The organism is Salinivibrio sp. VYel1 (assembly GCF_009377945.1).
GTDB classification, from domain to species: Bacteria; Pseudomonadota; Gammaproteobacteria; order Enterobacterales; family Vibrionaceae; genus Salinivibrio; species Salinivibrio siamensis.
The window spans coordinates 128,857-154,042 of the sequence record NZ_RSAM01000004.1 but is presented as its reverse complement, the minus strand read 5'-3'; the positions used below and the strand labels follow the sequence as shown (position 1 = coordinate 154,042).

Annotated in this window: 25 protein-coding genes; 11 read left to right on the top strand and 14 right to left on the bottom strand. The window is 49.7% G+C overall.

From position 1 onward, the window contains the following. Positions 1-17: 17 nt before the first annotated feature. The 6 genes from EHW58_RS05690 to ugpB all read right to left on the bottom strand — a co-directional run bounded on the left by EHW58_RS05690 (position 18) and on the right by ugpB (position 5,794). Positions 18-539 carry a hypothetical protein gene (locus tag EHW58_RS05690; RefSeq protein WP_152795247.1) on the bottom strand — a complete coding sequence of 174 codons (522 nt, stop codon included), beginning with the start codon at positions 537-539 and terminating at the stop codon, positions 18-20. Between the two features lie 194 nt (positions 540-733). Beyond that, positions 734-1,555, bottom strand: a complete 822-nt coding sequence (locus tag EHW58_RS05685) for an HAD family hydrolase (RefSeq protein ID WP_152795245.1) — start codon at positions 1,553-1,555, stop codon at positions 734-736. 21 nt (positions 1,556-1,576) lie between these two features. Then, positions 1,577-2,680 (bottom strand): sn-glycerol-3-phosphate import ATP-binding protein UgpC, encoded by a 1,104-nt coding sequence (locus tag EHW58_RS05680; protein ID WP_152795243.1) that lies wholly within the window; start codon positions 2,678-2,680, stop codon positions 1,577-1,579. Continuing rightward, a complete protein-coding gene (ugpE, locus tag EHW58_RS05675) occupies positions 2,681-3,529 on the bottom strand; it encodes a sn-glycerol-3-phosphate ABC transporter permease UgpE (protein ID WP_046073296.1) in 849 nt (282 codons plus the stop codon). Then, positions 3,529-4,410 carry a sn-glycerol-3-phosphate ABC transporter permease UgpA gene (gene ugpA / locus EHW58_RS05670; RefSeq protein WP_046073295.1) on the bottom strand — a complete coding sequence of 294 codons (882 nt, stop codon included), beginning with the start codon at positions 4,408-4,410 and terminating at the stop codon, positions 3,529-3,531. The genes ugpE and ugpA overlap by 1 nt, the downstream gene beginning before the upstream one ends. 79 nt (positions 4,411-4,489) lie before the next feature. Continuing rightward, positions 4,490-5,794 (bottom strand): sn-glycerol-3-phosphate ABC transporter substrate-binding protein UgpB, encoded by a 1,305-nt coding sequence (ugpB, locus tag EHW58_RS05665; RefSeq protein WP_152795241.1) that lies wholly within the window; start codon positions 5,792-5,794, stop codon positions 4,490-4,492. Positions 5,795-6,073: 279 nt separating this feature from the next. Between ugpB and EHW58_RS05660 the strand changes: the two genes are divergently transcribed. Together EHW58_RS05660 and EHW58_RS05655 are read left to right on the top strand one after the other, a co-directional pair. Further along, complete coding sequence (locus EHW58_RS05660) at positions 6,074-6,808, top strand: glycerophosphodiester phosphodiesterase family protein (RefSeq protein WP_152795239.1); 735 nt, start codon at positions 6,074-6,076, stop codon at positions 6,806-6,808. 60 nt (positions 6,809-6,868) lie between these two features. Beyond that, on the top strand, positions 6,869-7,672 hold the full coding sequence (locus tag EHW58_RS05655; protein ID WP_172969939.1) for a DeoR/GlpR family DNA-binding transcription regulator: 804 nt from the start codon (positions 6,869-6,871) through the stop codon (positions 7,670-7,672). 47 nt (positions 7,673-7,719) lie between these two features. Here the strand turns inward: EHW58_RS05655 and EHW58_RS05650 are convergent, their stop codons facing one another. From EHW58_RS05650 to EHW58_RS05630, 5 genes are all read right to left on the bottom strand, one after another. After that, complete coding sequence (locus EHW58_RS05650; RefSeq protein WP_227486464.1) at positions 7,720-8,994, bottom strand: ABC transporter substrate-binding protein; 1,275 nt, start codon at positions 8,992-8,994, stop codon at positions 7,720-7,722. Next, entirely contained in the window at positions 8,994-10,442 is a 1,449-nt protein-coding gene (locus EHW58_RS05645; protein ID WP_152795237.1) for an ATP-binding protein, read from the bottom strand. The genes EHW58_RS05650 and EHW58_RS05645 overlap by 1 nt, the downstream gene beginning before the upstream one ends. Further along, on the bottom strand, positions 10,432-11,151 hold the full coding sequence (locus EHW58_RS05640) for a response regulator (RefSeq protein WP_046073289.1): 720 nt from the start codon (positions 11,149-11,151) through the stop codon (positions 10,432-10,434). Before EHW58_RS05640 ends, EHW58_RS05645 begins: the two co-directional genes overlap by 11 nt. A gap of 267 nt (positions 11,152-11,418) precedes the next feature. Next, complete coding sequence (locus EHW58_RS05635; protein ID WP_100297978.1) at positions 11,419-11,520, bottom strand: MetS family NSS transporter small subunit; 102 nt, start codon at positions 11,518-11,520, stop codon at positions 11,419-11,421. Continuing rightward, positions 11,517-13,004 (bottom strand): sodium-dependent transporter, encoded by a 1,488-nt coding sequence (locus EHW58_RS05630; protein WP_046073288.1) that lies wholly within the window; start codon positions 13,002-13,004, stop codon positions 11,517-11,519. Before EHW58_RS05630 ends, EHW58_RS05635 begins: the two co-directional genes overlap by 4 nt. A gap of 753 nt (positions 13,005-13,757) precedes the next feature. Here EHW58_RS05630 and EHW58_RS05625 point away from each other — a divergent pair. The 5 genes from EHW58_RS05625 to emrD all read left to right on the top strand — a co-directional run bounded on the left by EHW58_RS05625 (position 13,758) and on the right by emrD (position 18,326). Further along, complete coding sequence (locus tag EHW58_RS05625; RefSeq protein WP_370517131.1) at positions 13,758-15,032, top strand: patatin family protein; 1,275 nt, start codon at positions 13,758-13,760, stop codon at positions 15,030-15,032. A gap of 5 nt (positions 15,033-15,037) precedes the next feature. Continuing rightward, the gene (locus EHW58_RS05620; protein WP_152795235.1) at positions 15,038-15,595 is read left to right on the top strand and encodes a sugar O-acetyltransferase; all 558 of its coding nucleotides are present in this window, start codon (positions 15,038-15,040) and stop codon (positions 15,593-15,595) included. Positions 15,596-15,752: 157 nt separating this feature from the next. Further along, positions 15,753-16,358 (top strand): GTP cyclohydrolase II, encoded by a 606-nt coding sequence (gene ribA, locus EHW58_RS05615; protein WP_152795233.1) that lies wholly within the window; start codon positions 15,753-15,755, stop codon positions 16,356-16,358. Between the two features lie 106 nt (positions 16,359-16,464). Next, a complete protein-coding gene (locus tag EHW58_RS05610; protein ID WP_077522154.1) occupies positions 16,465-16,926 on the top strand; it encodes an isoprenylcysteine carboxylmethyltransferase family protein in 462 nt (153 codons plus the stop codon). Positions 16,927-17,117: 191 nt separating this feature from the next. Beyond that, a complete protein-coding gene (emrD, locus tag EHW58_RS05605; protein WP_152795231.1) occupies positions 17,118-18,326 on the top strand; it encodes a multidrug efflux MFS transporter EmrD in 1,209 nt (402 codons plus the stop codon). Between the two features lie 89 nt (positions 18,327-18,415). Here emrD and EHW58_RS05600 read toward each other — a convergent pair whose 3' ends face one another. Further along, positions 18,416-18,751 (bottom strand): DUF440 family protein, encoded by a 336-nt coding sequence (locus EHW58_RS05600; RefSeq protein WP_152795229.1) that lies wholly within the window; start codon positions 18,749-18,751, stop codon positions 18,416-18,418. 206 nt (positions 18,752-18,957) lie between these two features. On the opposite strand from EHW58_RS05600, the gene EHW58_RS05595 reads away from it, so the two are divergent. The 3 genes from EHW58_RS05595 to EHW58_RS05585 all read left to right on the top strand — a co-directional run bounded on the left by EHW58_RS05595 (position 18,958) and on the right by EHW58_RS05585 (position 22,337). After that, positions 18,958-19,794, top strand: a complete 837-nt coding sequence (locus EHW58_RS05595) for a hypothetical protein (RefSeq protein WP_131825336.1) — start codon at positions 18,958-18,960, stop codon at positions 19,792-19,794. A 345-nt stretch (positions 19,795-20,139) separates the two neighbouring features. Continuing rightward, complete coding sequence (locus EHW58_RS05590) at positions 20,140-21,510, top strand: YjiH family protein (protein WP_227486463.1); 1,371 nt, start codon at positions 20,140-20,142, stop codon at positions 21,508-21,510. Positions 21,511-21,695: 185 nt separating this feature from the next. Continuing rightward, positions 21,696-22,337: a triacylglycerol lipase gene (locus EHW58_RS05585; RefSeq protein WP_172969940.1), complete on the top strand. Its 642-nt coding sequence runs from the start codon at positions 21,696-21,698 to the stop codon at positions 22,335-22,337. 18 nt (positions 22,338-22,355) lie between these two features. On the opposite strand, the gene EHW58_RS05580 is transcribed toward EHW58_RS05585, so the two are convergent. Both EHW58_RS05580 and EHW58_RS05575 read right to left on the bottom strand, forming a co-directional pair. Beyond that, positions 22,356-23,633 carry a DASH family cryptochrome gene (locus tag EHW58_RS05580; protein WP_152795225.1) on the bottom strand — a complete coding sequence of 426 codons (1,278 nt, stop codon included), beginning with the start codon at positions 23,631-23,633 and terminating at the stop codon, positions 22,356-22,358. Positions 23,634-23,790: 157 nt separating this feature from the next. Next, a complete protein-coding gene (locus tag EHW58_RS05575; protein ID WP_046073279.1) occupies positions 23,791-24,123 on the bottom strand; it encodes a DUF3392 domain-containing protein in 333 nt (110 codons plus the stop codon). Between the two features lie 100 nt (positions 24,124-24,223). On the opposite strand from EHW58_RS05575, the gene EHW58_RS05570 reads away from it, so the two are divergent. After that, positions 24,224-25,165, top strand: a complete 942-nt coding sequence (locus EHW58_RS05570) for a Gfo/Idh/MocA family protein (protein WP_152795223.1) — start codon at positions 24,224-24,226, stop codon at positions 25,163-25,165. Positions 25,166-25,186: the final 21 nt, after the last annotated feature.

The window sequence follows — 25,186 nt, the reverse complement described above, 5'->3', positions numbered from 1 at the left end:
CTTACATGAGAGCGTGTTTACTGACACTGACGTTGGTTAATACTGTTCATTTGGTCATTATACTGATTGAGCGCCTTGTCAATCTCTTTTGGATGGCTTAGCAGATCAGCCAGTGCACTGCGAAGGGTATAGTTTCCGTCCATGGCTTCGCCTTGGCGAAAGTTAAACACTTTTTCAGCCAGCGTCGAGGGTGGCAATGAGCTTTGCGCGAGCGTCTTTACGTCTTCTTGGCTTAGTTTTAGCCAAGACTCCACCGGCGCTTCCAAATTGAGCTTGGCACTGTCATTTTCTAGATAATAATCAAAAGCTTGTGCATTGAGATTGAAGTGGTTTTTTCGGCCTTTCAAGAACCACGCGGCGACCTCATCAAGCGATGCGTCTTTTTTCACCGTCATATCGACCAGCGCTTGGTACCAATTGATCGATGCATCCACATAATCATGATATTTGGCCGAATAACAGTCTGCATTTTTGATAGGGGCAGCGTTTGACATTATTGGCAATAGTGCCGCGACCAGTGCAAGGGCATAGCGTTTCATAACATTATCCTAATCGTTATCGTGTTTGCGCTTTATGATTATACGCACTAACCGTGTGCGGGGCGCAAACAATGAGGTTTGGGCATCTTTGTGAATGATAAAACGCGGATATTGTAGAACGAGCCAGCGACAAAGTTAAATAACACATTGATATAAAAAGCCCTGTAGCAGAAAAGCTGTGACGCCACACTCAGTTAGCGCGTTGACATAGCTTGTGGGTTCGACAGTACCGACAGCCAGTGGTGGGTAAATTCGGCAAAACCAAACCCTCCCGGCGCATCCGTGATCCAAGTTGGTACGGTGGCCAATGTTGGAAGGTGAGAGGAGATATTCGCGACGCCGACGCTCAGAGGAAAGTAGGCAAACATTTCACTGTCGTTCGGTGAATCGCCAATAAATGCTGCGCGTTGCTGAGTTTGCTTTCCTGTGACACTGTAACGATCTAACCATTCTTGCGCCGCGTGTTTTTTACTGTGGTTACCTAACCAGGCGTTAATATGAATCGAACTGGCCGTTGCATTGACGCCCTGCCCATGAAGCTCGTCGAGTAATGCATTAATCTCGTCTGCGGATGCGCGTGGCGTATGCTGGCCAATATCAATCGCCACTTCACAGAGACGATAGGACTGATCGGCAGCAAGTGCGCGAGCTGGATAGCGCTGAAGTAAGCGGTTTACCCAGTCAAGTAGCGCAGCTTGCTGTTGATGGGCGGCGTGATTGATTTTCGTGAAGCGCTGACCGTTTTCTTGCCATAGGATCACGCCACCGTTTTCGCTTATCACCGTATCGACAGGCCAGGCGTTAATCATATGATCGCCCCAGCCAGCGCACGCGCCAGTAACAGGGACAACGTGAATGCCAGCTTCACGGAGATCGGCCATTGCCTTCAGTGTTTGCCAAGGGAGCTCACCTTTCCATGTCAAGGTGTCATCTACGTCGGTAAACAGCCATTGCACGTTACGCCAGCGTATGGCGTGGTCATGCATTGACGATATGGGCAAACACTGATTCGGCATAGGTATTGCGATCCTCACTAATTAAATAGCTGCCACATGGCGATGATTAACCTGACGCAGAGTGAGCGCCAGCCGTTTTCCCTGCTCATGGTCAAACACGTGGAGGTTCTCAGGGGCAATCGCCAAGGGTAGGTTATCTCCTTCTACGACCTTACTGTGCCCCTCTAAACGCAGTGTGATGAAGCTGTCAGTATCGCTTATATGGCCATAGACCAGCAAATCAGCTCCCAAAGACTCGGTTAAGGTAACTGACAGTGTGAAACAGGCCTGATCGGCCGGTACCACTTTTAAGTGCTCGGGACGTAATCCGACGGACACGGATTGTGTGTCAATGCCCTGACACTCAGCCAATAGGTGTTGACCTATCGAGAGGACGTCATTGTCGATACGACCTTCAACGATATTCATCGCTGGTGAGCCGATAAAAGTGGCCACAAACAAGCTAGCCGGGGCATCGTAGACGTCTAAAGGCGTACCAATTTGTTCAACGTTACCACCATTTAATACCACGAGGCGATCCGCCAGGGTCATTGCTTCAACTTGATCGTGGGTGACATACACAGCAGTGGTATTCAGCTTTCTCTGCAAACTTTTGATTTCCAGGCGCATTTGTACACGCAGTTTGGCATCAAGGTTGGATAACGGCTCATCGAAGAGAAACACCTTGGGACGACGCACAATGGCTCGCCCCATGGCTACGCGTTGTCGTTGTCCGCCGGATAATTGATTGGGCCGTCTGTCGAGTAGGTGCTCTAGCTCGAGCATGGTCGCGACCTCGGTGACAAGCTGTTGAATGGTCGCTTTTGGTGTCCCGCGATTTTTAAGGCCATAGGCCATGTTGTCGAATACACTCATGTGTGGGTAAAGCGCATAGTTTTGAAATACCATGGCAATATCGCGCTCGCCAGGCTCAAGATCATTCACTTTTTTATCGTCAATGACTAATTGTCCGCTGGAAATCGCCTCTAGGCCGGCAATCATGCGCAGTAAGGTTGATTTGCCACAACCACTGGGGCCCACCAATACAATCATTTCGCCATCTTTCACTGATAAGTCGACGCCGTGAATGGCTTTGAACCCATTAGGGTAGGTCTTTGCCATCTGTTCTAGGGTTACCGTTGCCATTTACTTCTCCGTTTCCACTAAGCCTTTTACAAAGAGTTTTTGCATGCCGAGCACCACGATCACCGGGGGTAGCATCGCCATTAGAGTTGTTGCCATTACGCGGTTCCATTGCACCTCACCATCACCAACAGAGAGCATGCGCTGAATACTCATCACAATGGTGTAGTACTCATCATCGGTGGTGATCAAAATCGGCCAAAGGTACTGGTTCCAACCATATATAAAGGTGATCACAAACAGTGCGGCGATATTGGTGCGCGAAAGAGGCAGCAGAATGTCTTTGAAAAACTTGAACGGGCCCGCGCCATCAATTCGCGCGGCTTCAAGCATTTCTCCTGGGACCGTCATAAAAAACTGACGGAATAGAAAGGTCGCCGTAGCGCTGGCGATGAGTGGAATGGTCAATCCCGACATCGAGTTGAGCATGTTCAAGTCGGCAATGACCTGGAATGTTGGCATGATGCGCACCTCCACCGGTAGCATTAGGGTCATGAAAATCACCCAAAATGCCAACATTCGACCGGGAAAGCGAAAATACACCACGGCATAGGCTGAAAGAATGGAAATCGCGAGCTTGCCAATGGCGATGCCCATTGCCATTAAAAATGAATTCCACAGCATGCCGGCCACGGAAATGTTTAACTCGCGTGATGTGCCTTCGGTTAATACCTCCTCGAACACAGATAATCCTTTGTCACCAAACCATAACGGCGTGACACCACTTACAAAGGCGCTGCTGTCATGGGTGGCGGCGGTCAACGCAAGCCACACAGGGAGCGCCACCGAGGCGACGCCTAAAATCAACACCAAATGCGAGAACACAGTAAGCCAAGGGCGACGTTCAACCATTAGTAAGCCACCTTCTTTTCAACATATTTAAACTGAATCACGGTTAATGCGCCCACGAGGATCATCAACACGACGGATTGCGCGGCGGACGATCCCATATTGAGGCCGACAAAACCGTCTGCATACACTTTATAAACCAGCGTTGTGGTGGACTGACCGGGCCCACCTTGCGTCATGGCATGAATCACCCCAAAGGTTTCGAAAAAGGCGTAGACCAAGTTCACAACCAACAGGAAAAAAGAGGTCGGAGAGAGCAGTGGAAAAATGATGGTCAAAAAGCGTTTTACTGGGCCTGCTCCGTCAATAGCTGCCGCTTCAACCAATGAACGTGGGATAGATTGCAGCCCGGCGAGGAAGAACAGAAAGTTGTAGCTAATCTGCTTCCATGTAGCGGCAATGATCACCATGGTCATGGCATCGCCAGAATGGATAAACGGATTCCAGTCTAAACCAATGGCTTTTAGCGCGTGGGCCAATACACCGACAGTGGGATTGAACATGAATAACCACAACACCCCTGCGACAGCGGGAGCGACCGCGTAGGGCCACACCAAGAGTGTTTTATAGCCTGTCGCCCCTTTAATGACACGGTCAGCCATCACCGCGAGCACAAGCGCCGATAGAAGCGCGATGCCTGCAACAGAAAAACTAAAGAATAAGGTGGTCAAAAAAGAGCGATAATAGCTGGTGTCTCCCAATAACTCGGTGAAGTTTTCGCCACCGACAAACTCGGTACTAAGACCGAAAGGGTCTTCCAACAAGGTGGATTGCCATACAGCCTGCGCCGCTGGCCAGATAAAAAAGATAAAGGTGATCAACAATTGAGGCGCGAGCAATAAAATGGGAAACGCACAATGATTAAATGTGGGTTTATTGGACATAGGCTTTCTCAAAAAGTGGAGCGGCAGTCTATACCGCTCCGTCATACAACATGGTTTTTACTGAATGGAACTAAACCGCTTATTGATTGGCTTTAGCAAACTTTGAAAGCAAGCCATTGGCGCGCTCAACTGCTTCATCCAGCGCTTCTTGAGCCGATTGATCGCCGGACCATACGGTCTCAAGCTCTTCGTTAATCACATCACGGATTTGAACGAAATTACCTAAGCGGATCCCTTTAGAGGCAGGCGTTGGCTCGACCTCGGTCATTTGTTTAATCGCGACGTCTGTGCCTGGGTTTTGAGCATAAAAGCCTTGCTTCTTGCTTAGCTCATAGGCTTCGTGGGTAATGGGCAAGTAACCGGTGAACTGGTGCCAGTCCGCTTGGATTTCAGGTTGAGACAAGAAGGAGAAGAACTGGGCGACGCCCTTATACTCTTCTGACTCGTGGCCTTGTAGAACCCAAAGCGTGGCCCCGCCGATGATGGTATTTCTTGGCTGCTCAACGGCTTTATCCCAGTAAGGCAGCTTGGCAACGCCAAACTCGAAATCTTTTACGCTTTCGCGCACACCGGCGTAAGACGCTGAAGAGTTCATGTACATGGCACATTCACCACTGTAAAACAGCGGCGCACTGTCAGAGCGGCGGCCTCCATATTCAAAAATGCCAGCCTGTTGCCAATCCGCCATTTTGGCAATGTGATCCACAAATGGAGACTGGTTAATTAGCATCTTGTTATCGACACTGCCAAAGCCATTGTCATTGGTGGCAATGGGCGCATTGTGGCGAGCACCGAGGTTTTCAATTTGTACCCAAGACTGCCAGCCAGTCGTGAAGCCGCACTGAGCGCCATTGGCAAGCAGTTTCTCAGACACTTGCTCAACTTCTTCCCAGGTTTTGGGAGGGTTAACGCCAGCTTTAGCAAACAGATCTTTGTTGTAATACAGCACGGGCGTTGAGCTATTAAATGGCATCGACAGCATATTCCCGTCTTCGTCTGAATAATAACCCGTCACAGAAGAGAGGTAGTCAGATTGGTCAAACGGGACATTCGCGTTTTCCATTAGCTCATAAACCGGGTATACCGCCCCTTTTGCTGACATCATTGTCGCGGTGCCTACTTCAAACACCTGGACGATATGAGGTTGCTTGTTGGCGCGGAATGCCGACACAGCGCCTGTCATGGTTTCGGTGTAGTTACCCTTGTAGACGGGTTTGACGGAATAGTCATCCTGACTGGCATTAAACTTCTCAGCAATTTCATTCACTTTTTCGCCAAGGTTTCCGCCCATTGCGTGCCACCATTCAATTTCGGTTGTCGCGTTGGCAGAAAAAGTGGCCAGCAACAGGGCCGAAGAAAGCGCGGTTAAGCGTTGGGTTTTCATGCGTCACTCCTTTTGAGGATGGGGTAATGTTCATTCGGCAACTTAATGAACAAAAATGAACATAATATGAACCCAAACGAAAAGGGAGATGACAATTGTATGACTTTTGACCGCGGTCGCATGGTATGTGAGGAAATTGTTAATTAGAGCGTGTTTTGATGATGAAAATCCTGCAAGCGCAAAGATTTACTCGTAAACACTCTGTCATATTTACACGAGACAATGCGGCTCGCGCTGTCCTACAATACCTAAATAACTGATTGAGATGAGACTGTTCAAATGAAAATCGCGCCACAGCAATTATGTGGGCATCGAGGTGTCGCTGCTCATGCTCCTGAGAACACGTTAACGTCTATTGCAAAGGTGCGAGAGATGGGGTTAAGTTGGGTCGAGGTCGATGTGCAACTGACCCAAGACGGTGTTCCCGTGGTGTTTCATGACCATAGCTTACAACGGTGCACCAATGGTGTAGGGGCGTTAAAAGACACCGCCTTGGCCGATTTACAGCAGCTCGATGCAGGCGGGCACTTTTCGCCAATGTTTGGCTATGAAAGGGTACCCACGCTCATGGCCGTTTTAGCCCAAGCGCACCGCGATGCGCTTTATATCAACCTTGAGATCAAAACTTACCCGGATAGCGATATACCTGCCTTGTGCCGCGCGATATTTGCTTGCTTGTCGGCAAGCCCTATCAGCACCGAGAAGGTATTAGTCTCATCTTTTTCTCTTGAGGCACTCGCGATTGTTCGTGATGAAATGCCTGAGTCAGCGCGGGCGATTTTATGGGAAACGATCCCTGATAATTGGCGTGAGTTCCGGGACTTAGCCACGTTTAGCATTCACTGCAACTATCGCCACCTCACCCAAGAGAAAGCCAAAGCCGTTAAAGATTCAGGTTTAGCGCTTAAGTGTTATACCCCTAATAAGCCTGTTGAGGTCGAAGCCTTGTGGGGTTGGGGCGTAGACATGATGATCACCGACGACCCAAGTAAATACTTAGCACACCCGTACTGACACGGAGTCAACCGAATCGTTAGGTGAGCGGTCGATAATGTCATACAACAAGGAGCTTATGTGTCACAAGAGGCAGAGTTAAATTGGCGCCAGCGCGAAATATTAGCGCAATTAGCAAAAACAGAGCACTTAGAAACGGATGATTTGGCCACACAGTTTTCGGTCACGACGCAGACTATTCGTCGTGATATTAATCAGCTCTGTGCGCTTGGCTTAGCTCGGCGTCACCATGGCGGCATTAATATGCCCTCTGCGCATGTCAATAGCGATTACCAACGTCGTTTGCAAAGGCACAGTGGCGTTAAAACGGCGATTGCACGCGCGGTGGCCGAGCACATTCCTGAGGGGGCGACCGTGATGCTCGGGATAGGGACCACGGTTTCTGCGATTGCTGAGCAGCTATTAACAAGACGCGACCTTCGCGTAATCACCAATAACGTTCAGATCGCGCATATTCTGGGGGCTAATCCCGACCTCGATATTTGGCTGGCAGGGGGGAAGCTGCGCGCCAATGACCAAGATATGGTTGGACACTCGGTGCTTCAGTTCCTGTCGCGTTTCCAACCGGATATCGCCATTATCGGCTGTGCGGCGGTCAATGAAGAGGGATGGGTGTGTGAGTTTTCCCCCGATGAAGCGGATATCAGTGACACCATGCTTAGTGCAGCGAGTGCACGGTGGTTGGTGGCAGATGGGTCAAAGTGGCAGCGCAGTGCGCCGGTGAAAGTGACAACGTTAAGTCAGTTTGATTATGTGTTCACCAACGATGTATTGAGCAACTACTCGACGCTGCCGGCAGATATTGCTTTTGTTCCTTGTGACTCGCGCGATCTCGGCCCCACGCAAGCGCCAACTGCCAACTGAGAAGGGTTGGCTAAGTTTGTGTGATGAAAAAGCCTGCATGACGACCGTCAAGCTTGCGCGGATAATATAGCGCGATACAGTGCCTCGGTGGCTTCACGCGGCGTTTGCTCAGGGTTGTAGAAGAACTCATTAATCACGTCGAACACCGCGCTTTGTACATAACGTGTGGTGGAAAGGCCGTGTGACATGCTGGGGCTTAAGGTGCCATTCTCTTGCGCGTAAGTAAACGCATCACGTGATTGTTGTGCGCACCGGTCTCCCTTGGGAAGGGGCACATCAAATCGGATAGGTAACGAGCCTTTGTAACGGTTAAAGTCACGCTGGAACTGTGGTGTGAGGAGGTAAGAGGCCATGTCTGTTTGGCTTTGTCGCTCACTTTGGCTATTGGGCTTGAAAAATACAAAGCTGTCGACATTGTAACTAAAGGCTTTTTTCGTCCCAGGGAAGGCGACACAGGTAAAGGCTTTGCCTTCTTGCTGGTTGGCGGCAAAAAACTCCCCTTTGGCCCAATCACCCATCACTTGCATCCCCGCCTGGTTATCAATGAGTAGACGAGTGGTATCGCTCCAGTTGCGTCCTTGACCCGAGTCATCCACATATTGGCGCATCTTCGCCAGCAGGGTAAAGGCTTTGACCACATCGTCACTAAGGAGTGCTTGGCGATCAAAGTCTAAAAAGGCACGTTGGTAATCTTGTGGCCCCAGTACTGATAGCGCCAGGCTGTCGAAAAGCGTCGCGACTTGCCATGGCTCTCCTCCCAACGCGAGTGGGATATAGCCTGCTTGCTGCAGTTTATCGGCGGCAGCAAAAAAGCTATCAAAGTCGGTAGGGATGTCGGCATTGACTGCTTTAAAGGCGCGTAAGTTGACCCACAGCCAATTTACGCGGTGAATATTGATGGGCGCTGCCACATAGTTACCTTGGTACTGCATGACATCACGTAGTGGGGCAGGGATTTTATCTTCCCAGTTTTCCGCTTCAGCAATCTCATTGAGGTTGCGTAAAAAGCCTAAACGGGCCCATTCGGTGATCTCCGGCCCTTTGATTTGTGCCGCAAGGGGCGGGTTACCACTGATGGCACGGATCCTCAAAGTGTTCATCGCGCTTATCCCTGCGCGGCCACCGACCGCGAAGTCTTGCCATTGATGGCCTTGTTGCTCAATGCCTTCTCGTAAGACAGAGGCGGCTTTGGCTTCACCTGCCGATGTCCACCAGTGTAAAACTTCAACATCACTCGCGGACACTGCAAGACTATAGGTGGCAAGCATGCCACCGATGATACATTGAGAGAGGTATCTATTTAAGCGTGTTAAACGTGCCATTACTCTTCTACCCGAGGAAAACTGATATCAACTTGTAGGCCGCCTTCACTGCGGTTACTGAGCACCATATCCCCGCCATGTGCGTGGATGATATCGCGCGCAATCCCTAAACCGAGCCCCGAACCATCGTTATCATCATGTAAGCGTACATAAGGGTCAAACACCGAGTCGAGATCTTGCTCAGGAATACCTGGCCCCTCGTCAATCAGGGTAATATCTAACGTGTGTTTTGCGTCCATTACATAAATCGTCACTTTATCGCCGTATTTCACACCATTATCAATTAAATTGGATAAGCAGCGTTTGAAGGCGAGTGGCTTACACGTAAACGGAGGTACTGCGTCGCTTTCAATACTGACTCGAATACGGTTTTGGTTGTGTGGTTCGACAATCATCGCCAAGAAATCAATGACATCAATAGCCGCCATGTTCTCATGAATATCGGTGTCTCTGACCGTTTGTACGGCACCTTTAACCATGATTTCAAGATCATCTAAATCTTTATTGAGCTTCGCGGCTTGCAGGTCGTCATCAATTAATTCGGCTCGTAAACGTAAGCGGGTGATAGGCGTTTTTAAATCATGCGACATGGAGCGGAATAAGGTTTCGCGCTCACGTAGGTGACGTTGTAGGCGACGCTGCATACGGTTAAACGCCCTTGTCACAATGGCGATTTCTGCCGCGCCTTCCTCCTTCAGGGGAGGTTGCTCAATGTCGGTGCTAAACAAGTTCGCTGCTTTGGCCAGACGTTTTAAGGGGCGTGCTTGCTGGCGAATCAAGGTGTAAGTAAAGAACAGTAATAGCGCAGTGATCACCACGATAAAGACCACTTGATCGGCGGTAATCAAGGTATCATCGAGCGTGACATAGGGCGCGGGTAACAATGCAGCGATATAGATCCACTCATCTTTTTTCAGCTCCATTTGTACCACCAAAATGGGGGGATTTAATGGCTCTAAACTTAACGTGTGATGTGCCCAAGATTTGGGCAAGTCTTGCAATAAAATGTCGTTGTTGAGCACGCGTAAGGTTTCAGGGCGCGAAAAGTCAACATCAATGGTATTCAATGACGGGAGCTGCTCGTGGAGAATGCCCGATACGGTAAGGGTCGCGACCTTTTTCGCCTGTGTCTCTTCAATAGGCGTGATTTGGATTTTTTCTTTGTTAAAGGAGACAAAAAACCGTGTCCCGCCCATGTTACGTAATTGATTAAGCGCCACATGCCGATAAGCAACGGGCAACGATTGAAAGAAGGTGGTGGTTGAGGCAAACATGTTAGCTAAACTCGCCGACGCCGCCTCTAGCCCCGCAAGCTGGGTACGTTTTGATTGGGTATACCAAATTGAGGTGGCAATGCCCTGCGCCAATACCACGGATAACAAGGTCAGCAGCAAGGTGCGTGATAGCAAAGAGCGAGGGATCAGCTTTTCTAGCCATTCATGATTCATATTGGATCTCAGCGACAAACATATAACCCGCACCACGCACAGTTTTAATCAAGTTCGCTTTGCCTGTGTCACGTAAGCGCTGGCGTAAGCGGCTGACTTGTACATCGATGCCACGTTCTTGTGCCTGTGCATCGCGGCCGCGCGTCGCTTGGCTAATCGCATTACGATCGAGCAACTGGTGTGGGTGATCGATAAACAGCATCAGCAGGGCATAATCAGACGCCGACAACTCTATCTCCATGCCAGTAACAACCTGGTGCAATTGCTGGGTGGCAGGCTCTAGACGCCACTGGCCAAACCGAATCGCTTTAGGTCGGGACAGCGTGGTCTCCTGCAATTGCTGGGTGCGACGTAATAATGCACGAATACGGGCGATCAATTGGCGTGGACTAAAGGGCTTGGCGATATAATCATCGGCGCCTAGCTCTAGCCCAACAATTTGATCCGTTTCGTCTGATACAGCGGTGAGCATGATGATAGGCACACTCGAATCTTTACGAATGCTTTTGCATAGCGTAAAGCCATCATCCCCTGGGAGCATCACGTCGAGTAAAATTAAATCCGGGTATTGGACAGCCAGCTTAGTTTGCATCTCATGACCGTTTTGCGCGGTCATCACTTCGTAACCGGCTTTGGTGAGATAAGCTTGGAGAAGCTCACGGATTTCGACATCGTCGTCGACCACTAAGATGCGTTTGGCTGAAGCCATATCGCCATTGTCCTCGTTGCTAAAGTCAGTTCCTCCATTATCGGTGCTTTATCGTTGAGATGCTACAAACAAAGCCGCACTTTGTGTAATTAATCAGCGACTTGTTGATAACCGTTTTGGTGATGATGTCAGAGCAGACAGCCAGGAGGGGAAAAGGTATAAAAAGGCAGATAGTTCATTGCTTGACGACGCGAGATCGTGAAAAAGACAAAGCCCTCCATATAAGAGGGCTTTGGTTGACATCACAGTGTTATGAACCGTGACGAGCTATTCGCTATTGCTGTGCATCGCTTTGCGAATACACAAGGCCGCGCCACCCCAAGTGACGGCAAAGCCGATAAGCATCATGATGATTGCGCCTGTTGTCATGCATCTGTCTCCATATCGCGAGCAGGGGTCGTGGTGCTATTAACGATAATACCAACCACCAGCATGGCAGCGACCAAGCCCCAACCCAGGGTCAGTAATTCGAATTGTGCGTAACCGCCGTAGCCTTCGTTGAAGGTGTCAATCAGGTTTTTCACCAAGATAACCGCCAGCATAATGGGGCTGATAAAGCGGATACAAATTTCCATCCACTGACCCACGCTGAATTCAGAGACACGGTTAACATACTGACGGATGTCTGACAGTTTAACTAGCCAGCCGACCAGCAACAGCTCAAGCAAACAGCTTGTGAGCAGTGCAACGTTGTTAACAAAGTAATCAACCAAGTCAAGCAGCAATAGACCGCCGTTGGTAGCGAACGCCATTGATACGACAAAGCCCACACCACATACGGCTGTCGCCGCTTTTTGGCGAGTCACATTGAGCTTATCCATAATTGACGACGTCACGGCTTCAATGATGGAAATGTGCGAACTCAAGCCAGCAACAACCAATGCAAGGAAGAACAATGGACCAAGAATATAAGGGATAGGGAGCAAATTAATTGCGGCAGGTAGCGTGACGAACGCTAGGCCAACGCCCCCGCTGACGACATCGGTGATCCCTTTGCTTTGTTCCGCCGCCATATAGCCAAGAATCGAGAAGATCAGCACGCCGGCAACAATTGAGAAGCCACAGTTGATCAATACCGTCATCAAAGCATTGTTGTTGACGTCGGACTTTTCTGGCAAGTAGCTAGAATAAGCAAGCATGATGGCGAAGCCCACCGACAGCGTGAAGAAGATCTGCCCATAAGCGGCGGACCACACACTGGCATCGGCCAATTTGCTAAAGTCAGGCGAGAACAGATAGTTCAAACCATCCAGTGCCCCTGGCAACATCACCACACGGCCAATGAGTAACAACACCATGATAAACAGCAAAGGCATCATGATTTTGCTGGCTTTTTCGATGCCGCCTTTCACGCCACGGAAAACCGCTGCATAGGTGATAGCCCAAGCAATGATCATTGGAATCGCGATGTGCCACTGCCAATCACCCAAGCTGGTGGGAGAGTTTTCCCCCAATTTTAGGTAATCGGAGAAGAAGAAGGCGTTGGTGTCTGTGCCCCAATCTTGGCCAAACGAAAAGCCAAAGTATGAAATGGCCCAGCCAATAACGGCGACGTAATAAATCCCGATGGTTGCCGCGATTAAAACTTGAAACCATCCCAGCCATTCAAATTTGGTATTGAGTTTAGAAAACACCACGGGCGATGAGCCGCGCAGTTTTTTCCCTAGCCCAAATTCCATAATCATAAATGGAATACCCGCGGTGAGCATGGCGAAAAGGTATGGAATAAAAAAGGCACCGCCACCGTTCTCATAGGCCATATAAGGGAAGCGCCAAATATTCCCTAGGCCGACTGCTGACCCCACGGCAGCCAGGATAAACCCAGCGCGTGAGCCCCATTGTTCTCTTTTCATATCTACTTACTCCTTTGCGAATCGCCTTTCTTTACGCCCATCCAAATATGCAGTGTTGTGAGGCTGCGTTTTTTGGCCGATATGAAAGAAATAGCACATTCCCGCAATATTGATTTTTAACTTCCTGTTGCCCGAATGTTGAATTTTTTATCTAAAGCGGGCAGTCATTGCACATTAAGCACAGCGTGAGGCTAAATCAATAGCCATAAAACCAACAAGTTAGCAAAAAAATGGGGGTTAACCTGCTATTGGTAGAGTGAGGTAGATATAAATCATGTTTTGTTAACTCTTTGTAGTGATAAAAACTATCATAATTATCAATAAGTGGTGATTAATGGTTATTTTTGTTCGCTCGTCAATTGATGAAAAAAACAACGCCAAGATGTGTTGAGCGCGTGCCACAGCGCCAGAAAACATGATCTCATTAGCAGAATTTTAGACAACAAAGACGCACACTAAATGTGGTTTATACTTGTTATAGCAGCGTTATCACCTAGGAGGACATCATGAATACGACACTCACTTATGCACTGGTCACGACAGCCTGCGCACTCGGCCTTATTTTTACGTTTGCCGTCGTGGCGGTAATGGCATAGACAACACTTGGTTCGGTGGCTTCCGGTTTGATGACGATGCCACGGCACGGTAGCGCTAGCACAGTGTCACACGACGCGTTAAACTGTGAGACTTAGCTAATTAAAAATAGTCAATAAAACATAAGCATAACGATAAATGTGATGGTAAGGGGCGAACGTGGTAGAAACCAATCAAGCCGTGCAGCCCACGGTGTTGACCGACAACGCGCTGACCGCTGGCGCACAGAGCGGGACTCACGCGCGGCCGCAGCGCATAGCCCTTGTGCTTCAAGGGGGCGGACAACGAGGTATTTTTACAGCAGGTGTGCTGGATGCGTTTTTAACCCACCGATTTGACCCCTTTGAGCTTTATTTTGGTACATCGGCGGGGGCGCTCAATATGAGTGCCTATGTCTGCCAACAGTACCAATATGGTTACCGCTTTATTACCCAACTCACCACGCAGGAGCGCTTCTTCCATTTAATGAAGTATGTTCGCCGGCAGCATTACATGGACTTGGATTGGGCGTTAGACACGGCGTTACCCGGTAAAGAAACGGCTCTGGATATGGAAGCGGCGCGGCACCATCTGCAAAACCGTTATGCTTATGCATGCGCGACTGACACAGATACGCTGCAACCAGCCTTCTTCTCACTGACAGAAGACACCTGGCCAGATGCCCTGAAAGCGACCTGTGCGATTCCGCTACTTTATCCGCATCCGGTGAACATCGGTGAGCACCGTTATGTGGACGGTGGGGTAACAGCGGCGATCCCGGCAAAAGAAGCGTTTGCGCGCGGGGCGGATATTATCGTCGTGGTTCGCACTGAGCCAGTGGTTGACCAAGATAAACGTGATGATGAAAACCGGCGCTTTCTTGAAACACTACGCGAACGCTTTGAGGCGAAGAGGCCGCAATTTAAGCTCTCCGACTATCTATCAAACTTTGAGTCCAAATATCGACTCGCGCGCTTTGAAACCTTCCAGAAAGAGCTCAGTAAGCAAATCGGTGAGCTGTCAGATCGCTATAAGTCCAGCCGCGAGCAATTGGTTAATCGTGTGCGCGACAGCATGAAAGAGAAAGCGATGCAAAATGGTGGTCGTTGGCTGTTTGGTGGCGACACGATTTATCGGCTCCAGTCTTTATCCGGCAAGCCGCTAAACACCGAAATGCTCAAGATGCTGACCACGCATTACCAAAGCTACCAAAGTGAACTGCAGTTTTTGGCGTCACCGCCTGCGCGTGCTCAGATAGTGCAAATTGCGCCGAGCGCTCCGTTGCAAAGTAGTGCCTTACTGAGTAAGCCGGCGGCATTAGAAGCCGACTATCAGCTGGGGGCCTCGCTGGGAAACCAATTCTTGCGTGAATACGGTGACTCGCTGGTCTCTTTGTCGACAGTGGATAACCCCGGCTTTGAGTCAACGTCGTTACAAATGCCGCATCAAGGGTAGCGCTGATGACAGAGTTTGAAAAAATGCAACGCGGCCTGCCTTATTGTCCTGCGGATGAAGAGCTGACTTTGTTTCGATATGCCGCGCGCCGACTTTGCCAACAGTTTAACCGGCTCGATCCTGAAGATGCGGCCAGTTTAGCGGTGGTAACCACCAAGCTATTCGCCCGTATTGGCGATAACGTTGAAATCGACGCGCCTTTCTTTTGTCATTATGGGATGAATATTCATCTTGGCAACAATGTTAGCGTCGGTCCAAATTGCACCATTTTAGACGGGGCGCATGTCAGTATTGGCGATAACGTGAGTATTGGCCCCAACGTTGGGATCTATACCACGCGTCATCGCGTATTACCGCTAGACATTGCCCGCGGTGAATGTGAGTCCTCTCAGGATGTCATCATAGGTAATAACGTTATCATCGAGGGAAATACCGTGATAAAAGGAGGCACGGCAATCGGTGAAGGGGTAGTGATTGAAGCCGGATCAGTGGTTGATACGGATATCGAACCTTTTTCTATTGTGGCTGGCAATCCGGCTGCGGTGGTACGGCGTTTGCAGTGATGAGGATAGAGACAAGGTGACAGATACCTCCCAATACGATTTTTTCGCATCCTCCCTATAAATGTTATAATATAACATTTTTGAATTGGCATACTGATGTGGGTGTAGTAATGTTATCGCCCTCAATCGGGTATCAGCAGTAAGAGATAGACGCAGAATGGTTAAAGTTAGGGCCCGAGTGCCGTTGAAAGTCGGGGTGGGAAGCCAGATCCCAGCAGAGATCCTTTCCTTCCATGGTTTAGAATCTGAGCAAGAGCACGTCGCGCTAATTTTCCAACAAGCCGATAAGAAAGCTGATCCGCCTTTAGTTCGTATGCATTCCGAGTGTTTAACCGGTGATGTCTTCCATTCCTCTCGATGCGATTGTGGTGAGCAACTTGAAGAAACCATCCAAAAGATGGGTGAAGATGGCGGTATTATTCTTTATTTGCGCCAAGAAGGGCGCGGGATAGGGCTGTATAACAAGCTGGATGCCTACAAGCTACAAAGCGAAGGGATGACGACGTATGAAGCGAACAACCATTTGGGATTTGCGGATGATTTGCGTGATTTTGCCGAAGCGGCGCAGATGCTAAAAGCGTTAGACGCTCACTGTATTCGCTTGATCACCAATAACCCCAAAAAGATTGAAGAGCTGCAAGCGGCAGGGATTACTCTCAAAGAAGTGATTGGCACCAAAGCCCACCTTAAAGACGGTAATCGTAACTATCTTAAGGCAAAGATTGAGCACGGCAAACATCGTCTCAATATTGAGCAAGATTAAACATTCGTCGATAAAAATGGGCTAAATTGCTCGCAGGGCAGTGACAATCACTGCCCATATTCGCTACATTATTGCCATTATATCAGTCATTGCTCAAGGACGAGTCATGCGTGTGCAAACATGGCATTATCTCTTTCCCCCATTGCCCCCTGTGGCGATGCTCATTGCGGTTGCGATTGGTTTATTACTGAGCCATTTCTTTCCTTTTTCGCTGGTGCTGGGTGCGCCGATTTGGGCTGCCTTGCCTCTGGGGTTAGCTGTGGGGTTATTAGCCGCAGCTAAATGGGCGTTCCATCGCCATCACACCACACTTGATCCGCTGCAAATGCCTTCAGCGTTGGTGACCACTGGGATCTATCGTTATACCCGCAACCCCATGTACCTGGCGTTGGTACTGATCATCGCTGCGGCTGGGCTGTATTTTAATGCGCTATGGTGCTGGGGGATGATTCCCGCTTTTATGGCCTACCTATCCGCCACATTTATTCCTGCTGAAGAAGCCCGTTTATCACGCCAATGGCCTGATGATTTTGACGCTTATGCAGCTCGTGTCCGACGCTGGCTTTAGGATTAGTTAAACTAATCTTTAATATAATAAAGAATCGGGATCGTTATTATCGACTCTGATTGCGACATGCTCTCTTAAAGCCTATCATTCGCCTGTCTATCATTAGGTGGCAGAGTGGGTTAGGCCTTTATCCTTAATCTCGCCACCTATTCCTTACTTATTTTCGCATAATTATTTTTAGGAGTGCTGGTATGTCCTCGGCAATGCCTATGGGCAAGCTATTGCTATTGATCGTTCTATTAGCGGCGGTTGGGCAAATGACCCAAACCATGTATGTACCATCCATCGGTGCAATGGCGGACGACTTCGCCGTATCGCCCGCTTGGTTGCAAGCGGTGATGGCTTGTTATCTTATTCCCTATGGGTTATCGCAGTTTGTTTATGGCCCTGTCTCCGATCGCATCGGCCGCAAGCCGGTTATCTTGTTTGGGTTAGCATTGTTTTTAGTCGGGACGGCTATCACCTTATTGGCGACCTCCTTTGCGATATTTTTACTGGGCAGTATGGTTCAAGGCGCGGGCATTGGCTGCGGCGGCGCCATGGCGCGCACCTTAACCCGAGATTGTTTTTCCGGGGCCAAACTGCACCGCGCCAATAGCCTAGTTAGTATGGGACTGATCTTTTCTCCCTTAGTGGCTCCGCTTCTAGGAGGAGGGTTAACCGAGGCCCTACATTGGCGTGCCAGCTACTTCTTTTTATTGTTACTCGGTGTCTTGGTTTATACAGTCATGGCTTGGCGGTTTAGCGAGACTTTGCCTGCCGATTTACGCCAACCTGGTCATTTTGGTGCGCGCTATCGTCATGTTATGCGATCACATCAATTTAAAGGGTATTTGCTGTGCCTAATTACCGTTTTTTCCGGTGTATCTTTATTCGAGGCGGCGGCAGGTGTGATCATGTCAGATGCGTTAGCGTTGTCTCCGAGTGTGATCAGTTTGCTGTTTGTTGTCCCTCTGCCGGCATACTTAGTCGGGTCAGGGTTGTCGAGCCGGCTTTCCGAAAGTATGGGGTATTATCCCACCCTGACATTGGGCAGTGTCTTAGCGTTGTTGGGGGCAGGCATCATAGGATTACCCGGTATGCTCGGTGATGTTTCACTCTATGCGTTAGTGGGTGGCGGCTGTGTCTATTTTGCTGGTGCAGGTATTCTCTTTCCGGCAGCCAGTACAGGAGCGATTAGTCCTTTTCCTTACCATGCTGGCACGGCGGGGGCAATTCTTGGCGGCGCGCAAAATCTATTGGCAGGGCTGGTAACACTCGTCGCCAGTAGTTTCGGTGTGGCTAGCCAATTATCATTAGGGGTAATCATGCTGACATTGGCGACGCTGGCAAGCTTGGGACTGGTCATCAGTTATCGCGCTCACGCCCATGATGACGCGGACTCAGTGACCGTACTGTAATCATTCAACCGGTATTATCCTATGAAGTCAGCGCCAGTTCGCATCCACAACGGCAGCACCTATCGCTGCCGTTATTCTGTGGGGCAGGGCTAGTGGATCTGTGTTGGGCTGCGCTTCCACAATAAATGACAGAATTTATTATCCGGATCTCGGCTGATGAGCATACGAACAAAGACTTCATCTAGCACCTCAGCGCCAGCTATACCCATTTGCACCTCGGCACACTGAGATAAGTCAACATCCGCTCCCACATGCTCTGGCCAATCATTGTTTACTTCAACCACCACAGCGCCCCCTTCTTCTTCAAAGCGTGACTCATAGAGCATTAAATCGTCGAACTCCAAGCTGTCTGGGGCCGTTTCGGCAAAAATCTCGAACGCGATCTCTAGCACGGTCTCCAAGCTGAGTTGATTCTCTTGCGTCATGGTAAGCTCTCGTTGTCTGTATGTATGCGCATTATACCATGCTGTAAGGGGTATCTCAGCCGCGCCGTATCGGTTGACCTGCACAAAGAGGTATCTAAAGCGTATCCGTGTTTGTCCTCTCAACCGACGGCTCTCATGGTCAAATAGACAACCTCTGGCTAAAATAAAAGCAGACCCACAGTTAGAGCGTTGATTTGTTTATGCAGATGACCAACAATAGCGCGCGTACTCAAACCTGTGTGAAAGTCGTGACTCAGTTGCAATCCAGAAACGCTTATTTACCGGAGCCCGACCGGCGTGCCCCGTTTCAATCTGAATTTATCCCCGTGATGATTAAAGCGGTGAAGCAACTACGTGGCTTGCTCGGCAAGCGGCTTCACAGCGTCTACGTGAGTGGAGATATTGTTTGGCGGCGAGCCGTGGTGAAAGACAGCGTGCTATCGCTGACGGTGGTGTGCCAACACGCCCTGACGCTTGATCAATCGAACGCATTAAACACCTTGCTATGGCGATTAAAAACCAGTCATAGCAAGGTGATCAGTGATTGCCATATCGATATCGTGACCGTGTCACATGTTAGAGATCTCTCACAAGTCTTTCACTGGGGATTCTTTTTTAAACACAGAGCCATTTGCCTCTATGGCCAAGACTTATCGGTCAGTTTTGGTTTGTTTGAAGCCAGCTGGGAAGTGGCGAAAGCGATGAATCCAGATATCTCTGACAAACTCGCGCGTGCCAAACAAAAAATCACCGCCGCCACCACATGGAACACTCAGCTAAATACCGCACAAGCGATTGCAGACACCCTGATACGCGGTGCATTTGGTTTGGTACTTCATAAAGAAGCGCAGTGGAGTGAATCACTCAACGAGTGTGCGGATGCTTTTATTAAACACTACCCGGATAAAAAAATGGCGATTGAGCGGCTTTTTATCCTGCTAGAGCGCAAACCGGTAAAAAAACGTGCTGTCATGACCCTCCTCAATGACTTTGGCGATTGGTTGATCAAAGAATATGCGCGCATTGACTTTAAAATTGGTTAACTAGCGTTTGGCAACGATGCTGGCGTTGGACGCTTGAACATTAAGCGTATTCTGTGAGCTAACCCGCCTCATTCCCTACAAGTGAGTAACAGAATCTGATCTTGGTCAATAAAACGGTGTAACAAACTTTTCACAAAAGATGGTTTGTTGAACTATAAAACCACCAGTAGGCATGTGTAATCTGCTTTTAGGGTGTATTTATTCAGTATTTATGACTAAATAGTTATTTACATCCTGTGTATGATTCGATAATCTGCATGCCAGTTAGTCACAGTGAGTGAATAATTAATCAGCAAAGGCGTTGATGCTCGCGGTGAGATAAATAAAAATTCAGGATTCAGACGTATGCAAAAAACTGACACTCTCTCTACGAAGTCACCTTCGATGAGAAATATTCTGATGTTCGCAATCCCATCATTATTGGGGTTGTTCCTTTTTATGACGCCAGTCAGTTTCGGTGACAGCGTCACCATCCCGATTGCGGTAATGGCGAGCAGTGTCTTGGACTTACTAGGTAACAGTGCAACAGCGGTCGTCACTGCCTTAGTGGTGTTGAGTGCCGTCGTTTCAGTGTTGGTTACGCTGACCAAGCCTGCCGTTATCATGCGAAATGGCTTTCTTAATGGTTTGTTTAATGTCTCTCCGGTGTGGCTTGTCACCCGTGTTTTCGGTGCCGCCTTCATCGTAATGGCGTTTTATGGTTTTGGCTCGCCAGTCATCATGGGTGAAACAACGGGGGCCTTTGTGCTCAATGAGCTATTGCCTACCTTGTTATCCGTGTTTATTTTCGCTGGTCTATTACTGCCGCTACTGACAAGTTTCGGCTTGCTCGAGCTGCTTGGTGCTATTTTCACCAAGGTAATGCGTCCGTTATTCGGTCTGCCGGGGCGCTCTGCGGTCGACTGTGCCGCCTCTTGGTTGGGCGATGGCAGCGTCGGTATCTTGATGACCAGTAAACAATATGAGCAAGGTTTTTATACCCAGCGTGAAGCGGCAGTGGTTGGCACGACGTTCTCTGCGGTTTCAATCAGCTTTAGTTTGGTGGTGATAGCGCAAGTCGACTTGATGCACATGTTTGCTTGGTTCTATCTCACCGTCTGTTTAGCTGGGATTGCGGCGGCGATCATCGTTCCTCGTCTTCCTCCTCTGAGCTGGAAAAAAGATGCGCTTATCGATAACTCTGAGCGTGAAACCAATGATGAAGTCCTACCGGCTGGCCACAATACGCTGAGCTATGGACTGCACTGTGCTCTGACACGTGCCGAGAAAATTCGCTCGGTAAGCAGTGTGCTAAAAGAAGGCGTACAAAACGCCGTCGATATGGTGTTAGGTGTGTTGCCAGTTGTGATGGCAATTGGTACGGCGGCGTTGATGGTCGCTGAGTACACCGATGTGTTTAGCATCCTAGGGGCGCCATTTGTGCCATTGCTTGAACTATTGCATATCCCTGATGCGGTGAAAGCCTCTGAGACCATGGTGATTGGTTTTGCAGACATGTTTATTCCTGCCATTTTAGCCGCAGAAATCGACAGTGAAATGACCCGTTTTGTGATTGCTACGGTATCGGTGACCCAGCTGATTTATATCTCGGAAGTGGGTGCCTTACTACTGGGAAGCAAAATCCCAGTCAAGCTGTGGGAGCTGTTCGTGATCTTTATTTTACGTACGCTAGTCACTCTGCCTGTTATCGCAGGGATTGCTCACCTGATTTTCTAATTAGGCGCTACGCATAAGCCGCTATGCGCGTACTCCTTACATCATCAACGCCTCACTTTTTGTGGGGCGTTTTTTTGTTAACGCGTCCTCGTTGTTGTGATGCAAGCCCTCGGTTGTATCAACCACCTATGGGCAGAAAGGGACATATATTGGTATGCTGAACGCAGCGGCTAATGGGAGGCGGGATGAAAATAGTCACTCTTCATGGGTTATACATGCACGGTGTTTTTTTGATTCCGCTGTGCGAGCGCTTAGAAAAACATGGGCACCAGGTGCTGAATGTTTCGTATAATACGCTCAACCCGGACCTAGAGGGTATCACCGCCAAAATCGATGCGTTTGTTGGCGACCAGCCAGCGATCTTGATTGGCCATTCGATGGGCGGACTCATTATTCGCCGTTACTTGGAACAGAGTACAAAGCGGTGTGATAGACCGCCTCTCGATGTTCGCGCGGTGATCACTTTGGGCACGCCGCATCAAGGCGCTAAGTTGGCACGTATCTTTGGCGATCTGGGGTGGGGCGGCTGGTTGTTTCAACGTAGCGAAGACATGCTTATCCCTGACAAGGTCAAACCCTGGCAAAACCTTCCGCCGTTACATAGCCTTGCCGGCGATTGCCCCTGGGGACCCGCGGCGCTGTTGTTAAAAAACCAAGTCTGCGATGGCACCGTGCTGGTCGAAGAAACCAAAATCGAGGGCATGACCAGTCACGATCTGTACTCTGTGACCCACATTGCATTATTGTTTTCAAGGCGGGTCAGTGAGCGTGTGATTCAGTTAGTCGCTCAGTATACGTCGGCGGCTGTGCCAGCCGCCGAGGGCTAAAGTGATGGTTTGATAAGGTCACTTTAGTTCGGATGATTCCTGTGTTCCCACCCAAGTATTAACAAACGTCCCATCGGGGTCATATTGCGCGGCTTGTTTGTCGAGGTTAAACCGGCGGCTGCCGCGCGGATCGGCACCAACGCCTGCTAAGTATTGCCAATTGCCATAATTAGCCGCTACATCAAAATCAATCAGTTGCTGCTCAAAGTATGCTGCGCCATAGCGCCAATCAACACCTAACTCATGGACTAGGCAGCTGGCCACCAATTGACGACTGCGATTCGAGAGCCATCCCGTTTGCTTAAGTTGGCGCATCGCCGCATTGACGATAGGAAAAGGCGTGGTGCCTTCACGCCACGCCATAAAGGCTTCGGCATAAAAGGTCGTGAGTGGCCGTTTGTTGGCAATGCCTTTAAAGGCAAAAAAACGGGTACCGTAGTGGTACAGCATCCATTGGAAATATTCGCGCCACAACAGCTCAAAGTATAGCCAATAGGTGGACTCGTTCTTCTCGACATTGCGCTCATAGCGATCGAGCTCTGCGGCGACCCAGCGCACGGACAAACTGCCGTTAGCGAGCCAAGCCGATAAGCGTGACGAGAAATCCCAACCATCAAGGCCGTTGCGCGTTTCTTTATAGCGCTGAATACGATGGGTATCCCATAAGTAATGATTCAGTTGCGCACGTCCGGCGATTTCACCGCCTTGATAAGGGGCTATTCGGCGATCAGATAGGGGCGCTGGGTCGGACTTAATCGCTGTGATGGGGGCTGGCAATGACTCAGGTACTGGCAACGGCAAGCGTGGTTTGATCCCGGGTTTTTCCACCGCTTTACGGAATTGTGTAAAGGTCGTCGGGATCTCAGGTAAGTCAAACGGCAGCTGATGCTGGGTAAACAAGGTGTGAGCATCCGAGACAACCACCCGCTGCGGAAAGCGCTCAACCAGCGTATCAACCTGGTGACGCTCGCGTGTCCCTGGGTGGTCGGTGACGCCAATAAGGTCAAACTCATGATCCATACACAGATTTGCCACCACCTCTAGCGGCTTGCCGGTGCGAATAATCAATTTTTGCCCCATCGCATCCAGGGCGCGATGCAGTTCGGTTAGGCTTTGCCACAAAAACGCTTCCCGTGGGGCACCGAGGTGCTTACTTTGAAAGTGATCCGCACGATACCAGCTGGGGTCAATCACAAACACGCAGGTCAGCTGATCGCAGCTCGAGGCTAAATTGGCGAGTGCAGGGTTATCATGTATTCGAAGGTCGTGGCGAAACCACATTAATCCGCGTTGCATACCTATCTCCTTTTTCCCTCCAATACGCTCACAGGCTGCGGGCGGATTGCTTGATTGGATCAACTGGGTGACTATTCGCCAACCACGAGCATGAATGCGGGCTCTCACACCCGCCTAAGTGCGCGCTGGGGGTGTGAATGAGTGTTATGGACGAAGACTAGATCTGTCGCTGGCGTTGCGCCCACATTCCAATAAAAACAAAGGTGGCGACCAAGCCGGCAAAAAGCCAATGATCTGGCCATCCGCGCATTTGTCGCGCCAGCCACGGAGAGACGGTAATGATAAAAGCGCCGTAACCAAAGGCATTGATCGCCACAAATACCAGAGTGCGAACGATAAAATGATGACCGGTCAATAAACGGCGTAGCGTCCGATTAATATCATTGCCAAATACCACCAACAGTGACGCCACAATGGCCACTGCAATATCACTGAGCCATGGCGTTAACCACGCACCCGCCTGAGAAAACCAAGAGATTAAAATATTCATAACGATTTACACTGTGTAGAATGCGGCTAGAGTACTGATTTCTGCTGGCGACTTCCAGCGCGGACTTAGCCCGCGGGAGCGCACGATGTAAGGAGAAGGCATGAAAATCGCATCGATCGGGTTAGGGGACATTGCGCAAAAAGCCTACTTGCCATTGATGGTCAATTGGCCAGGGCTCGAATGGGTATTGTGCAGCCGTGATGACGCTAAGCTGGCGACGCTCGCCACGCAATACCGAGTGAGTGAGACCGCGAGTGATATCCAACAATGCTTAGCATTAGGGGTGGATGGAGTGATGATTCACAGCGCCACCGACTCGCATGCGGCCTTGATTCGTACCTGCTTGCAAGCAGGTGTGCCGGTGTTTGTCGATAAACCTGTCGCCCCATCAGGCGCGGAGGTTGAAGCCTTATTCAACTTGGCAGAACAACAGCAAACCCCCTTGTTTGCAGGCTTTAACCGGCGTTATTTGCCTTTGCTCAACACTCATCTCAATGGCCAGCGCCCCGAAGACGAGCTGGGCACACCCCTTTTATCGCTGCGTTGGGAAAAACACCGTCATGCGCTGCCCGATGCACCGCGTCGTTTTATTTTTGATGATTTCATTCATCCACTCGACAGTATAAACGTTCATGGTGACATCAATATTGATGATTTGGACGTGTTTGCTCAATTTAGCGAAGGCTTGCTAGGCCGCTTAGACGTGCGTTGGCTCCGCGACAATAGCTTGTTTGAGGCCAGCATGAACCGCCAGTATGGGGTCACCAAAGAAACCATTGCTGCGGCTTATCGTAACGAGTGCTATTTCTTTGATGGCTTTACCCGCGGTGCGCGCATGCAAGACAACGTCAGCACACAGCTTACCTTGCCAGATTGGACGGGTATGCAAGCGAGCAAAGGTTTTGCGGCTATGCTCAGCCATTGGTTTGAGGTGGTTAGCGAAGGGCGGGTTGGTGCTGCTCTCACCGCTCGTAATGTGGCGAGCCACTGGGCCGCGGAAGATCTGGTCGCCTATTGTGAAGCGCTGCGCGATAGCCCCTAGTCCCACGCGCAGCACACGGTG